Annotated in this window: 13 protein-coding genes; 7 read left to right on the forward strand and 6 right to left on the reverse strand. The window is 52.8% G+C overall.

The features are described 5' to 3' along the window. Positions 1–8 precede the first annotated feature (8 nt). The 4 genes from N909_RS0116560 to N909_RS0116575 all read right to left on the reverse strand — a co-directional run bounded on the left by N909_RS0116560 (position 9) and on the right by N909_RS0116575 (position 3,875). A complete protein-coding gene (locus tag N909_RS0116560) occupies positions 9–1,286 on the reverse strand; it encodes a TRAP transporter large permease (RefSeq protein WP_029917100.1) in 1,278 nt (425 codons plus the stop codon). Continuing rightward, positions 1,283–1,786: a TRAP transporter small permease gene (locus N909_RS0116565; protein WP_029917102.1), complete on the reverse strand. Its 504-nt coding sequence runs from the start codon at positions 1,784–1,786 to the stop codon at positions 1,283–1,285. The genes N909_RS0116560 and N909_RS0116565 overlap by 4 nt, the downstream gene beginning before the upstream one ends. A gap of 60 nt (positions 1,787–1,846) precedes the next feature. Beyond that, positions 1,847–2,848, reverse strand: coding sequence for a TRAP transporter substrate-binding protein (locus N909_RS0116570; RefSeq protein ID WP_029917104.1), 1,002 nt, complete (start codon positions 2,846–2,848; stop codon positions 1,847–1,849). Between the two features lie 262 nt (positions 2,849–3,110). Beyond that, positions 3,111–3,875 carry an IclR family transcriptional regulator gene (locus N909_RS0116575; protein ID WP_029917106.1) on the reverse strand — a complete coding sequence of 255 codons (765 nt, stop codon included), beginning with the start codon at positions 3,873–3,875 and terminating at the stop codon, positions 3,111–3,113. Between the two features lie 633 nt (positions 3,876–4,508). Between N909_RS0116575 and N909_RS0116585 the strand changes: the two genes are divergently transcribed. From N909_RS0116585 to N909_RS0116605, 5 genes are all read left to right on the forward strand, one after another. After that, a complete protein-coding gene (locus N909_RS0116585) occupies positions 4,509–5,555 on the forward strand; it encodes a TRAP transporter substrate-binding protein (protein ID WP_029917111.1) in 1,047 nt (348 codons plus the stop codon). A 97-nt stretch (positions 5,556–5,652) separates the two neighbouring features. After that, positions 5,653–6,174 (forward strand): TRAP transporter small permease, encoded by a 522-nt coding sequence (locus N909_RS0116590; RefSeq protein ID WP_029917114.1) that lies wholly within the window; start codon positions 5,653–5,655, stop codon positions 6,172–6,174. Beyond that, positions 6,174–7,445 carry a TRAP transporter large permease gene (locus N909_RS0116595; RefSeq protein WP_084167791.1) on the forward strand — a complete coding sequence of 424 codons (1,272 nt, stop codon included), beginning with the start codon at positions 6,174–6,176 and terminating at the stop codon, positions 7,443–7,445. The genes N909_RS0116590 and N909_RS0116595 overlap by 1 nt, the downstream gene beginning before the upstream one ends. 50 nt (positions 7,446–7,495) lie before the next feature. After that, a complete protein-coding gene (locus tag N909_RS0116600; RefSeq protein ID WP_029917119.1) occupies positions 7,496–8,206 on the forward strand; it encodes a FadR/GntR family transcriptional regulator in 711 nt (236 codons plus the stop codon). A gap of 298 nt (positions 8,207–8,504) precedes the next feature. Continuing rightward, positions 8,505–9,449, forward strand: coding sequence for a proline racemase family protein (locus N909_RS0116605; RefSeq protein ID WP_036683945.1), 945 nt, complete (start codon positions 8,505–8,507; stop codon positions 9,447–9,449). A gap of 21 nt (positions 9,450–9,470) precedes the next feature. On the opposite strand, the gene N909_RS0116610 is transcribed toward N909_RS0116605, so the two are convergent. Then, complete coding sequence (locus N909_RS0116610) at positions 9,471–10,910, reverse strand: aminotransferase-like domain-containing protein (protein ID WP_029917125.1); 1,440 nt, start codon at positions 10,908–10,910, stop codon at positions 9,471–9,473. A gap of 131 nt (positions 10,911–11,041) precedes the next feature. On the opposite strand from N909_RS0116610, the gene N909_RS0116615 reads away from it, so the two are divergent. Next, positions 11,042–11,755, forward strand: a complete 714-nt coding sequence (locus N909_RS0116615; protein ID WP_029917134.1) for an aspartate/glutamate racemase family protein — start codon at positions 11,042–11,044, stop codon at positions 11,753–11,755. Between the two features lie 502 nt (positions 11,756–12,257). Continuing rightward, positions 12,258–12,839 (forward strand): DJ-1/PfpI family protein, encoded by a 582-nt coding sequence (locus tag N909_RS0116620; protein ID WP_029917136.1) that lies wholly within the window; start codon positions 12,258–12,260, stop codon positions 12,837–12,839. A gap of 344 nt (positions 12,840–13,183) precedes the next feature. On the opposite strand, the gene N909_RS0116625 is transcribed toward N909_RS0116620, so the two are convergent. Beyond that, a complete protein-coding gene (locus tag N909_RS0116625; protein WP_051689842.1) occupies positions 13,184–14,422 on the reverse strand; it encodes an MgtC/SapB family protein in 1,239 nt (412 codons plus the stop codon). Positions 14,423–14,594: the final 172 nt, after the last annotated feature.

Below are 14,594 nucleotides of genomic sequence, written 5' to 3' on the forward strand. Positions count from 1 at the left end.
GGTTCGATTTACGGCATTAACAGTGACGGCAGCCAGTGCGTTAACGCCGGTACAAAAGCGATCAGTAACAGGGTGAGCAGATTGGCGGCCAGAAACGGCAGCGCGGCGGTGAAGATCGCCCCTATTTCCAGCTTGGAAATGGCCGAGGCCACATTCAGGCACATGCCGACCGGCGGAGTCACCAGACCCACCGCCAGGCCGGTGATCAGAATAACCCCGAACTGAATGCCGTCCATGCCAAAGGCAGCGACCAGCGGCAGAAAGACCGGGGTGAGCAATAAGATGGCCGGGGAAACGTCGATAAAGGTGCCGCAGACCAGAATGATCAGGATCACGGCGATAAACACGGCAGAGGTCGGCAGCCCCAGGTTCATCACCCCGTTGGCCAGCATCTGCGGAACCCGTTCCAGGGCCAGAATCCAGATATAAAGTTTGGAAAAGGCAATGATGATCATGACGTTGGCGCTGGTGATGATCGCCTTTTGCGCCAGCTCCGGGATGTCGCGCAGGCGCAGGGTTTTAAAGACAAAGAACCCGACCAGCAGGGAATAGAGCACGCCGATGGCAGCGGCTTCGGTCGCGGTTGCGACCCCCAGAACAATGGAACCGATAACGAAAATCGGCATGATCAGGGCCAGAATCGCCCGCTGCAGGCACTTTTTCTTTTCTGTCGTGGAGAGCTGGGCTGCTTCGCGGGGCAGTTTTTTACGATAGGAGATGACCAAAGTGATGACCAGCATCAAGATGCCGATGAGGATTCCGGGAATGGCACTGGCCAGAAACAGTCGGCCGACGGATTGTTCCGCGGCCAGCGCATAGATGATCATCGGCACGCTGGGTGGGATGATCATCCCCATGGTCGAGGAGGCCACGGTGATGCCGCTGGAATATTCAACGCTGTAGCCTTTTTTCTGCATCTCCGGGATCAGGATCGCCCCGACCGAGGCTGTGTCGGAGACCGAAGAGCCGGAAATCCCACCGAAAATCATACTCGACAACACGTTGACCAGGCCCAGGCCGCCGCGGAAACGACCCACGAACAGCAGGGAAAAATCAATCAGCCGGGCGGTGATGCCGCCGGCGTTCATCAGGTAGCCCATCAGGCAGAACAGCGGCAGGGCGATCATCGAATAGGATTCCATCCCCGAATAAAGGCGCTGCGGGAGGATGGCAAGGAGCAGCGGCTGGTCGACCAGGAAATAGATGTATCCGGACAGGCCCAGGGCATAGGCAATGGGAATCCCCAGGAGCAACAGCACGGTCAGGGAGAGGAGCAGCAGAGTCATGCTGAATCGTCCCCTTCCTTGCCAAGCAATTCCCGGATAATCGCGCTGAGGCAGAACAGTACTGCGAACAGGCAGCCGATGGGCACCGAGACTTCGACCACCCACATGGGGATTCTCAGCACCGGCGACGGGGAATCGCCGATCTGACTGAGCCAGGACAGGCTCAGGTAAGCGATAATCAGGTTGATAGCCGCGACCAGGACAGCTCCCAGGATCCTGCTCAGTTTGTGCAGAAACGGTGGCAGCAGATCGACAAAGTAGGCGATCCGGATATGTTCGTTGCGGCAGATGGAGACCGCCGCACCGAGGGAGGTCGTATAGATGAACAGATAGCCGATCAGTTCATGGCCACCGCTGATGGACGAGTTGAACAGATAGCGCAGCATGACCAGCAGGATGGTCAGCACGAAGATAACCGCAAAACATACCGTGACCGCTTTTTCCAGCAGCACGGCCAGCCCGGACTGACTGCGTTGGATGATTGTTTTGAATGATGTCATGGTGATTGTAAAGCCTCCGGCGGGACCGACGTGGGTTCGCCGGAGGCTCCCGGATCTGGTTTATTCGGCAAACTTCTTCACCTGATTGATGTCGTCCCAGGTGAAGAAACCATCATCGACATAGCCTTGCCAGACCGGTTTTACGGCTTCCCGGAATTCCGCCCGGGCTTGGGGCGTCAGGGTGTTTACGGCCAGTTCCTTCTGCAGAATCTGGAAAAATCCATCCTCGGAACCGAGCCAGAGGTCATTCGACCGTTTGATGGTTTCTTTGGCGACTTGGTCAAAAATTGTCTGCAGATCGGCGGGCAGGGCTTTATACCAGGCCAGGTTGACGTAGAACGGGTCGGGATGAACCTGCCAATTCACCACGGACAGGTATTTCTGCGCTTCATAAAATTTCATATCGACAATATTGGAAAACGGGTTCTCCTGGCCATCGACAACTCCGGTTTTGAGGGCCATATAGGTTTCCGTATAGGGGACTTGCTGCGGGTTGGCGCCCAGGGCACGGAAGGTTTTGATGGTCATATCGATGGGCGGCGTTCTCATTTTCAAACCCTTGATATCCGCCAGAGTGGCGATGGGCCGCTTGCTGTTGGTGATATTGCGGAAGCCCCCGGCGACACCGGTGGCGGGGATGTAATAACCGTTTTGCAATGCCCCTTCATTGATTTTCTGACCGATCGGGCTGTTCATGGCAGCGAGAACCTGAGCGGTGTTTTCAAACATAAAGGGCAGGGTGTAGATCAGGTACTGCTTGTTCGCTCTTTCAAACAAGCCGCCGCGGACACCTTGAATCGCTCCCATTTTCACCATGTCGAGGGTGTCGGCCTCTTTGCCCAGAACACCACCAAAATAGAGTTCAACAGCAATCCGCCCACCCGAAGCCTTTTCCAGTTCCGTTTTGAAAAATTCCATCGATTTGCTGCGGGGATGGCTGGCGGACTGGGTGTTGGCATACTTAAACAGATAGGTTGCGGCTGCAGCTTTTGGAGTGCTGACGCCCAAACCGAGCCCGACGGCGAACAGGAACATGACCATGGTGATAGTCAGCTTTTTCATGTGACCTCCTTCGGTTTTAAATATGAAACAAGGTTTATGATATAAAAAAATGTACACTGAATAGTGCGGTTGTCAATAGGGGTTGGCATTAAAAATGGGTGACAATGAAAACGCTGGTGGAAATGTTCAGAAAGTTCCGCTCAGGACCTTTCCTTCCGGTGATCTGCAAATGGTCTGTTGAGTCGCTGGTGAGTCATCGGTCATGGTTGGGTGAGGGAGGGGATTGACCCCACCCTGCCGGAGCAGGGCGGGAAAAGCCAAATCAAGAGTTTTTTTTGCCCATGGCTTCGGAGATGGCTGCTGCCGTGCTTTTAACCTTGGCGGAGATCTGCGCCACCGCACTCAAGGGGAAGCGCACCGCCGTTGCCGTGGTGCCGATGGCGCCGACGCAACGACCGGTACCGTCAAAGACCGGCGCCGCGCAACAGCGGATATCGTCGAAAAATTCCAGATTGTCCAGGGCATAGCCCTGCTGCCGGATTCGGGAAATCTCTTCCTTCAGCGCGTCCACCGTGGTCAGCGAGTGGGTCGTTCTAGACACCAGCTCGACATCTTTAAGGAAGGCTTCGAGCGGAGTGGTGACCGCCCAGGCCAAGAAAATTTTGCCATGGCTGGTGCAGTTGAGGGGCAGTAGGGTGCCGACCGGGGAGGATAGCTTGATATGATGCTGGCTTTCGCAGACCGCGGCGAGCATGCTCTGCTTGCCGGACAGGACGGCCAGGTGGGTGGTTTCGCCTAGTTCCTTGGTCAGCTGCTGCAGGTACGGGCCGGCCACCTTGGGTAGGTCACGACGCGACAGGGTCAGCATTCCGTAATGGATAAACATGTAGTCGAGATGGTATTTATCCCCCTGCCGAGCCACCCAGGAGGCGCTCTCCAGGGTGTGCAGTATCCGGTAAATAGAGGCTTTCGGCGCTTGCAGGTAGTTGACGATCTCGCTGAACGTCACCCCCTGCGGAGCCTTGGAAATGTAATCGATGACTTCAAATGACCGTGCCAGGGCGGGAATGATGTATGACGGTGCCACCTGTCCTCCGGAAAGCTCGCAAATGGAACGTGCGGTTAATGAAGCTTAAGTTTCATATTTGGAGAGCAAGTATATCATATAAAACCTGGTATTGGATGTTGTTATTGTTCAGTTGATTTGCAACCTTGACTGTTGAAGGGAATTTATCACTCACTTTTTTGTTATCTTCCTTGGCCTTATACCATCCCCCTCTCTTTGACCTATGGCTTGCCAGATGCCGTTCTGAATCCATTGCCGGTGCTGCCATGGTCTTGTCGCTTTGCTTCAAGGTTGAATTTTTATCGACAATAGATCTGACGACATGATTTATTTTTTAAGCATATGGCAGGTGTGTTGATTTTTTGTCGATGAGAGGAGTTCGTATAACTATTTGAAATAATAGCATATATGTTTTAAATTTGTGATTGTGGCAGATGTCTGGTGTGTTTATTATTGATCATGTCATCAGATAAATATTGACAGGTGTGATGAGGTCTTGCTAGGGTGCAAAAATCAAACGTTTGGTTGCTTGAATAGAGCTCTAAAGTTGGAAGTGTGGACCCAGCGACGTGTCCATTGAGGAAGAGCGCCGTTGCTTTTGAAAGTATCTTTTAGGTGAAGGTATGTTCGGAACACATTCCCAGGAGGATCAAGATGTTCAAGTTGCCAAAAGTAAAAGGACTGGCCTCGTTCGTAATGATAATGGGGCTTGTCTGTCTTGCTGCCAAGGTTGAGGCGAAGCCTGTTACCCTCAAATTTGCTCACGAAAACAATATTAACAGTGCCATTCAGCTCCAAGTCGAAGTCTTTAAAAAACTCGTTGAGGAAAGAACCAACGGGGCGATTAAAATTCAAATTTATCCCGGTGGAACCTTAACATCCAGCCCTGAAGAATTGATTGAATTTTTGCGGGAAGGTGCTGTTGACTTCAGCCTGACCTCAACAGGGAATGTGTCCGGTTTCCTGGATGACCTGCAATTTATCAACCTGCCTTTTTTGTTTAAAAACTATCAGCACCTCACAGCTGGGCTGCAAAGCTACCCCGTTCGGCAAATCCTGGACGAATTGGAAAAACAGATTGGCGTGAAAGCTGTCGGTCTGTCCGAAGACGGCACCGGAACCTGTATCACCAGCAAAAAACCGATTCATAGTTTTGCCGATATGAAAGGGTTCAAGATTCGCTGTATGATGAACCCGATTTTTCTCGATATGTATAAAGCCTTTGAAGCAGCACCGACCCCCATCGATTGGGGGGAACTGTATACCGCCCTTAAAATGAATGCTGTTGAAGGCCAGGACAATGCTCCCTATTTAAGCTATACAACCCGGTTCTTCGAGGCCCAGGATTCTGTCGCCATGACGTTCCACTATTGGTCTGGGTTTGTCTTCCTTATCTCTCCTAAAAAGATGGAATCGCTGACCAAAGAACAGCAGGATATCATTCTGGGGGCAGCAAGAGAGACCCTTGCGATGCAGGTGGAATGGAGCCATTTGAATGATGAAAAAGTCCTCAAGGCTCTTGAAAAACAAGGTAAAACAGTGACCTATCCCGATATGGCACCGTTCATTAAGGCTGCTCAGCCGGTCTATGACAAGTGGTTCGCCAAATATCCGCAATGGAAAGTCTGGTTTGATGAAATTCAAGCTTTGAATCCGGTCGGAGCTGCTCCTGAGGCCGGGATTCCACAAGAATTACTCTAATTGTCATAACAAGGCCGCAAGGGGGAGCGGTCTTGGCTTTCTGCTCCAATATTTCATTTGATAGACCTATTTTCAGATTTCTGTGAACGGAACGATCATGAGAAAAATGTTGACGTCTGCTGCAGATTTTGCCTGGCGTGTGTCTCGATTGGTATGCCTGGTGGCAATGATTATTCTGACGCCGGTGGTGTTTGCAAATATTGTGTTACGTTTTTTCTGGGGGTACTCGCTGGGTTGGTCTTCGGAAGTCGCGCGCTACGCGTTTGTCTGGCTAACCTTTATGGGAACGGCGACGGCGTTGAGAGACAATTCTCACGCCAAGATTGAACTGATCATCAACCTGGCGCCCAGGACATGGCAAAAATATATAAAAATACTGGCATGTATCCTGATCGCTCTGCTCTCGCTCTTTCTGATCATCTCGGGGATCCTGCAAACCATCAAAGTTTGGGACGTCTCAGCTGCTTACATGCGGTTTTTGTCGATGAGCTGGATGTATCTCGCTATTCCCCTGTCTGGATTGTTTATGCTGATTTTCATGATTGAGAATATTGTTAGTCTTTGTCAGGAGGGTGAGAAAAAACTGGCAAGAGAGGATATACCATGTCTGTTGCCATAATGATCGCCAGCTTTTTTGTGTTTCTCTCGCTGGGTATCCCGGTTGTGTTGTCTTTATTAGCGGGCTCTCTAACCTATCTGGCGTTCAACCCGGATCTGTCTATTTTATTGATACCGATAAAACTGTTTAGAGCGACGGATGCCTTTGTTTTTCTTTCGGTGCCATTGTTTGTTCTGGCAGGAAAATTGATGAACCTGACTGGAACCACGGAATCATTGATCGAATTTTCCGACATGCTGGTCGGTCGCCTAAGGGGAGGGCTGGCCCATGTCAATATCCTCGTCAGTATGTTTTTCGGTGGCTGTACCGGAGCGGCAATTTCGGATACGACCGCAGTCGGTTCAGTACTGATTCCTTCAATGGTCAAAAAAGGGTATCCAAAAGATTTCAGTGCTGCGGTGACCGCTGCGTCTTCGACCATGGGGCCAATCATTCCCCCCAGTTTGGCTTTCATCCTTTACGGGGCGATCAGTAATGTTTCGATCGGCGACCTGTTTTTAGCCGGGATCATTCCTGGCATATTGGTCGGCGTTTTCCAGATGTTTGTGGTTTTTTATTATGCGAAAAAATACGATTTTCCGAAAAGAGAGCAACGCTATACAGCCAGACAGGCGCTGAAGTGCTTTAAAGAGGTGAGTTGGGGATTAATGCTTCCCGTTATTATTGTCGGGGGGATTGCGACGGGCTTTTGTACCCCGACCGAAGCTGCCGCCATTGCTGTTTTTTATTCTCTTTTCGTCGGGTTGGTGGTTTACCGTAACCTGGGTCTGAGGCAGATTCTGTCTGCTATGAGGGACAGTGCGATAGAGAGCGGCGCCATTATGATTATTGTTGCAGCGGCGGCTTTGTTCGGCTGGGTCCTTGCGATGGAGCAAGTCCCAATGAAGTTGGCAGAAGCGATATTGGATATCACATCGTCCCCTTGGCAGGTGTTGATTCTGGTTAACTTGGCGTTATTGTTGTTAGGGATGTTCATGGATTATGCTCCAGCGGTCATTCTGGTGACTCCTATTCTCATCCCTCTGTATATCCAGATTGGCCTTGATCCTCTCCAGGCCGGGGTCATGACATGCGTCAATTTGATTACCGGACTGGCAACGCCCCCGGTTGGCTGTTGTCTGTTTGCTGCTTCGGTCATTTCGGGGGAAGCTTTCGAAAAGGTATGCTGGGCAATTTTTCCATTTATTTTGATGAATTTATTAGTGTTGGCCCTGGTAAGCTATTGTCCTGTCGTGACGACTTTCATTCCGAAAGTGATTTTTGGTCACTGACGATTATCAACGACGATATTTCAGATGATGAGATGATCTGGTGAATTGCTATGAAAATTAAAACCGATTCCGCCCCAGAAAAGGTTGTAAAACGAATTTTAAAGGAAATAGAGAACCATCAGCTCAAGCCTGATGACCAATTACCGAATTACCGGGAATTGGCTGGCAAGTACGGAGTTGGAATATCGACGATCCGTGAAGCAATAAATGCCCTTGCGGTCATGGACAAAGTGGTCGTTATTCAAGGGAAAGGAACCTTCATCAAGAATCCTCCTCCCGAAGAAAAGGCTCTGAAGGAAGCCGATGTCTGTAGCCTTTTCCGCCATGCCAGTGTGTACAATCTTATGGAAATTCGTGAGGTTTTGGAGTGCCATGCGGTGCAGAAGGCGGCGGAAGTCATTAGTGAAGAACAGATTGTGGTTCTTCAGGAAGTCTTCGAAAGACTTGAAAATAGCTACGGTGAAGAATATCTCTATCTGACTGAAGACATTGCTTTTCATGTCGAAATTGCGCGGGCCGGGAAAAATCCCCTGCTCGGTGAACTGCTAAAAATTATTCATCTCATGGTCAATCAAAAGACTTCGGTCATTTTCCAGACCGCCTCTTCCGAAAATATCCGCAATGCCATTGTGACCGCCAGGCAGGTTCTCAACTTCATTATTGCAGGTGAAGGAGGGCGTGCCCAACGATGTATGCGTGAGCATTTAGCTATCACCAAAGAGATTATATTAAAAACATTGTTGGATGAGAGGTTGTCATAATCTGGAGGAATCCCGCCTGTTGCGAGAGTCGATATTGATAATTTTTGAAAGCCTGATTTCTGTGTGACGTTGGTCTCCTGCAAACGTTTTTTGGGGGAGGGCTTTTTTCGACTCCGTTGCAGTCCAAATCCGCGTTGATAGCTTCCGTCGCTGCCAAACAAGATTGACGATAAAACCCGTAGCAACCCGAAGCAGCACCTCTGGTTCGCCAGAGCGTGGTGCGTCTCCGGTTATCAAACCTGCTTGGTGGTGGCGGTGTGAGCATGCTGTATTTAATTATGAGGTTTGAACAGTGACAATAAAACAAGTGACAAAAATCGATGTCATAGATTCCCACACCGGTGGTGAACCCACTCGCCTGGTTATCACCGGAGGCCCTGATCTTGGGGAGGGCGATATGGCCGAACGCAGAGAAGTCTTCCGCAATAAATATGATCATTGGCGGGCCGGGATTGTGAATGAGCCCCGTGGTTCTGCAGAGATTGTTGGGGCCTTGCTCTGTAAGCCGCAAAACCCATCGAATACCGCAGGTGTTGTCTTTTTTAATAATATTGGATATTTAGGGATGTGTGGGCATGGTACGATCGGGCTTGTGAGTAGCCTTGCCTATCTCGGACGGATAACCCCAGGGCAGCATGTTATTGAGACTCCGGTCGGGAACGTCAATACCATTCTTCATGACTCCGGCGAAGTAACGGTGAACAATGTCGTCAGCTACAGGTTTAAACAAGGAATTTCTATCAATGCCGGGGAATACGGAACCATCTCTGGCGATATTGCCTGGGGTGGAAACTGGTTTTTTCTGACCGCGGATCATGGACAGAATATCAGTGCCCAAAATATTGATGTATTAACGGATTGCGCTGAAAGCATCCGCTTTGCACTGAACGCAGCGGGGATCACCGGCGCAGGAGGTCAGCCCATCGATCATATCGAACTGTTTGGAACCCCTTCGACAAAGGTTGCCGACAGTCGGAATTTTGTCCTTTGCCCCGGTGGCGCTTATGACCGCTCACCCTGTGGGACAGGAACCAGTGCCAAGCTTGCTTGCCTTGTGGCGGATAAAAAACTTGTTCCGGGACAAGGCTGGCGGCAGGAAAGCATCACTGGCAGTATCTTTGAAGGTCATGTTCGCATTGAAGACGGGCACATTTATCCAAGCATTAAAGGGATGGCTTTTGTCACCGGAGAAAATACCCTTGTTTTTAACGAGGCAGACCCTTTTTGCTTCGGCATATTTTGATCTGGACTGTTTTGCGGAAACTCAGACGCTGCTCAACTCCCGGGCCAGCTCCCCGAGTCGGGCGAGGCCCTGTTCCAACCGCTCGTTCCAGATACCGTTGCAGCTTAAGCGGATGAAGTTGTTGTAGCGGTCCTGGGTGGAAAATATCGGCCCCGGCGCCAGGCTGATCCCCATGGCCCGGGCCCGATAAAAATACTCCACCGCGTCAATCCCTTGCGGCAGTTCGACCCAGACCGCGGCGCCTCCGGCCGGGTGGGCGGCACGGGTGGCGGGTGGGAAATCGCGTTTCAGTCCCAGCAGCACGGTTTCCACCTGGGTTTCAATGGCCCTGCGCAAGCGGCGCAGGTGGCGCTCATAATACCCCTCGCGCAAGAACGCGGCCAGCGCCATCTGGTTGGGTGAGGCGGTGCAGATATTGGTGGTGGTTTTCAGCTCGACCGCCTTGTCGTAAAAGCGGCCGGGGATCATCCAGCCGACCCGGTAGCCCGGTGCCACGGTTTTGGAAAAGGATGAGGCCAGGATCACCAGCCCCTGTTCATCAAAGCTTTTGCAAGTCGCCGGTCGCCGCCCGGCAAAGGAAAGTTCCCCGTAGACATCGTCTTCCACCAGCGGAATGTTGCGCCGGGCCAGAATTCCGACAATCTCTTTTTTGACCTCATCCGGCGTCAGACTGCCGTCCGGGTTGTTGAAATTAGGAACCATGATGACGGCACGGATATCAAACCGATTGATGGCCCGGCGAATGTCAGCGGGGTCGATGCCGGTTGCCGACGAGGGGATTTCGATGGCGCGCAGGCCGCAGTTTTCGAGTAACTGCAAAAAACAGAAATAGCTGGGCGACTGAATCAGCACATTGTCGCCCGGTCGGGTCAGCAGACGCAGGGCGATGGCGATCCCTTCCAGGGCACCGCTGGTGATGAGAATCTCTTCGGCGCTGGTGGCGATGCCGGCGTCCAGGGCACGCATGGCGATCTGCCGACGCAGTTCCAGGTCGCCGTGAACACCGGTATAGTTCAAGGCTTTGGCCGGATCGGCGCGCAGGGCCGTGGTCAGCAGGCGGGTCAGGGTCTTGCCGGGGAGCAGTTCTTCCGCCGGAGAGACCACGCCGAAGGGGAGCAAACTGTGGTTGCCGAGGGCCTCCAGCACGGTCTGGATCAGATCGCTGCGCTGGCCGAACGTCGGAATCATCGGCAACTGCGGACGGCTGACCGGCTGGGGAAGTTCCCGGGCCGTGGCGGTGACAAAAAAACCGGAGCGTTCACGGGAGCTGATCACCCCTTTTTTTTCCAGTTCCAGATAAGCCTGGCTGACCGTCGAAATGCTGACCTGCAGTTGGCGGCTGAGCTGACGCAGGGACGGGAGTTTCTCTTCCTTTTTCAGGGCGCCGCTCTCGATCAGCGTCAAGAGGTGTTTTTCAACCCGACGGTAGCGAAAAAGATCCTGTTCCAAGGTCGTTCCCATTCTGTTTGATCTGTTATGGTTTAGTTTTTAAAAAACTGTATCTGTTTTGAGAACAGATTATGCGGTTTACTCTGTCTACACAATCCCTATTTTTATTTGAGTTCTGTTCTGTAGACACCAAGGAGATCAAGATGAAGACCATCGGCCTGTTAGGCGGCATGAGCTGGGAATCCACCATTCTTTATTATCAGTTACTCAACGAAGGGGTCAGGGCGCGTTGCGGAGGGTTGCATTCGGCGAAAATCCTTTTGCACAGTGTTGATTTTGCCGAGATTGAACAGCTGCAGACCTCGGGTCGCTGGGATGAAGCGGGGCGTGTTCTGGCGGCCGCAGCCCAGGGCCTTGAGCAGAACGGCGCCGAGTTGATCCTGATCTGTACCAACCTGATGCACAAGGTCGCCCCGGCCATTGAAGCATCGCTACAGGTCCCGCTGCTGCATATCGCCGATGCCACCGGTCGGGCCATCCAGGCCCAAGGATTGGGCAAAATCGGGCTGCTCGGAGCACGTTACACCATGGAGGAGGGTTTCTACCGCCAACGGTTGCAGGACAAGTTCGGCCTTGAGGTGGTGATTCCGGCTGCGGCGGAGCGTGAATTTGTGCATCGGGTGATTTTTGATGAGCTGTGCCGGGGGATCTTCACGGATTCTTCCCGTCAGCGCTATCTGGAAATAATCGAAGGGATGAGGCAGCAGGGCGCACAAGGGGTTGTGCTGGGCTGTACGGAAATCCCCCTGCTGGTGCGCCAGAGCGATACCGAGCTGCCTCTGTTCAGCACCACGGCCCTGCATGCCGAAGCCGCGCTGGAGGCTGCGTTTGCCGAGCTTGAAGCCGTTGTCAGCTGAGTTGAACGGGCTGATTTTATCGCTATGACAGACACTTTGTCCGGCGGTGGCCAGTCGCAGGTTGTTGAAAAAGCCCATCCCTGGCCTTTTTCAAGCCCGGTGGAGAAAAGGGTGGTGTCCTGAATGGCGCTAGTTTAAGCAACTTTGCAGTAAACTCGGGACTGTCCCCAGGGTCATCGGGGGCTGTCCCAAGAGTTTGCGAGCCATGAAACTGTCGCGGTCCGCACCGCAAAGACCAGGGACAGCCCCCGGGCGGGGACAGTACCGGTTTTGCTGCCATCGCCCCTTAAACTAGCGCCATTCCGAGGCGTCATTGATTTTGATCGCCCATCCATGGGCTCGGCAGGCTGTTTTTCAACAGCCTGGTCGTGCTCGATAAGCGGCTGAAAAACGCCGGCGCCGGAAATTGCTCCACCAGTAAACTCTGCTACTATTGAAGGGCAGCTGACGCAGCTTAAAGCGGCTGGCGATGTTCCCTTCAATGATAACAAAGGAGTTTATAATGGCAGCGAAGAAAATCTTGATGCTGGTTGGTGATTTTGTTGAAGATTACGAGGTCATGGTTCCTTTTCAGGCGTTGCAGATGGTCGGTTATACGGTTCATGCGGTCTGCCCGGATAAGAAGGCTGGCGATTCCGTGCGTACCGCCATTCACGATTTCGAGGGGGATCAGACCTACAGTGAAAAGCCCGGCCATAACTTTGCTCTGAATGCCACCTTCGCCGAAGTCCGGGCCGACGCTTATGACGCCCTGGTGATCCCGGGCGGCCGGGCTCCGGAATATATCCGTCTCAATCCGGACGTGATCAAGATCGTTAAGCATTTTGCGGCGGCGGATAAGCCGATTGCGGCGGTCTGCCACGGTGCCCAGGTGCTGGCCGCTGCCGACGTGCTGAAGAACAAGACCTGCTCCTGCTATCCGGCCGTGGCTCCGGATGTGGCCAGTGCTGGCGGCACCTACGCGGATATTCCGGTGGACAAGGCTTATGTCGACGGCAAACTGGTCACTTCTCCGGCCTGGCCCGCCCATCCGGAATGGCTGGCTAAATTCCTTGAAGTGATGGGAGCCAAAATCGAACTGTAAACATATTGGCTTAAGCGCATATGGTTTTGCGACCGGTCCTTGATCTGTTCTCGGGCCGGTTTTTTATTTATTATTCCAGAGCGCTAGTCCAAAGCTAGGTTCTATGAATTGATTCCTTCCCCCTTGATGGGGGAAGGTTAGGGTGGGGGTGGAAATGCTTGAGCTGTTTCCCCCCTCACCCCAACCCTCTCCCACGAGGGAAGAGGGGGCTATTTTAGGGACTTTCAGTCCCGTTAAAACCTATGCACATTCAGTGCATAGTGGTTGAGTCGTTCCCAACTCTCGCGGACACGTGCTGGTGGTAACCGCCTGCGAGTTTACAACGGTCCGGTTATGGTGCGCGATCAGAGCAGGATCAGCAGGGCCGGAGCAGCCAGGCAGATGAAGCAGAACATGGTCCAGAGCAGCATTTTACGGGTGCCGAGGACGCCGACCATGGCCAGTTTGAATGCCAGGTTGGAGACATAGGCGAGCAGAATGCTGATGGCGGCCTGGGATTCGGCCAGGGTGCCGGTTTCAACCAGCCTGGCATTGGTCAGGGTGATGGCGTCGACATCCGTGAGACCGGAGACCAGGGCGACAATATAGACCCCGCCTTCGCCGAGAAAATCTTTTCCCGCCGACACCGCCAACAGGATGATCGCATAGAGCAAGCCAAACCATAAAGCCTGGCGCATTTCAACGGGGTTGCGGATGACTGGTAATGGCGTTTCCTGATGGCTGCTCTGGCGCCAGATCAGAAAGGCCGGCACCTGGCCGGCCAGGAACATCATCACCAACGGTATGGCCAGCTGTGTCAGCAACTGCAGGTGAATGATCCCGACCAGAAAGGCGATCCGGATCAGGACCACCGCTGAGGCAACCGATACGATCAGGGCTCCGATCATGGACAGCTCGTTGTTGCTGCGCGAATGACGGCTGAAGGACAGGGTCGTGGCGGTGCTGGAGACCAGTCCGCCGAGAATCCCGAGGACCGGGCCACCCCAGCGTTGGCCGACCAGTTTGAGGGTGACATAGCCGATCAGGTTCAGGGCGCTGATCATGACCACCATCAGCCAGATATTGGCAGGATTCAGGGCATGATATGGACCATAACCACGGTTCGGCAGGATCGGCAGGATAATGAAAGCAATCAGCCCGAACTGGAAAATGGCAAAGATATCCCGCTCCGAAAGTTTGCGTGAAAACTCCTGCAGCTGGGGTTTGAAGTACAGAATCACGGTGGTGATCAGGCTCAGGGCAATGGCTTCCAGGGACTGTCCCAAGGGGATCAGGACACCGATCCCATAAGCGATCAGCAAGGCCACGGAGGTAGTCAGACCGGCGGCGATATCTGCCCGAAAACGTAAAAAATGAACCATGGCGGACTGGACCGTCACAGCCATGATGCCGCCAAACAATATCCAGCTGTTGACTATGTTTGTCGAGATCTGACTGCAAATCGTGCCGAACAATGTGGTCAGGATAAAGGTCCGCAGCCCGGCCAGCCGGGTATCCTTGCGTTCCCGCTCCAGGCCCATCAGCGCCCCCAGCAGGATGGCCAGCAGATAATTCTCGAGCAGTTGCAACGATGCCGCTTCCATAATTCTTCCCCACTGTTTCCGAACCATTGCTGAGGCGTCATGGGACGTGCTCTTCATCCTGTTAAAGCATAGCAAATGAAACCTGTTTCGAGGAACAGGTTGCCTGAAAGAGCGTGTCGCGGGCTCAATGTCGAGGCATTGTCATGAATCGCTGGGAAGGAAAAGGGCGTGA

This window comes from Pelobacter seleniigenes DSM 18267 (assembly GCF_000711225.1).
Taxonomy (GTDB): Bacteria; Desulfobacterota; Desulfuromonadia; order Desulfuromonadales; family Geopsychrobacteraceae; genus Seleniibacterium; species Seleniibacterium seleniigenes.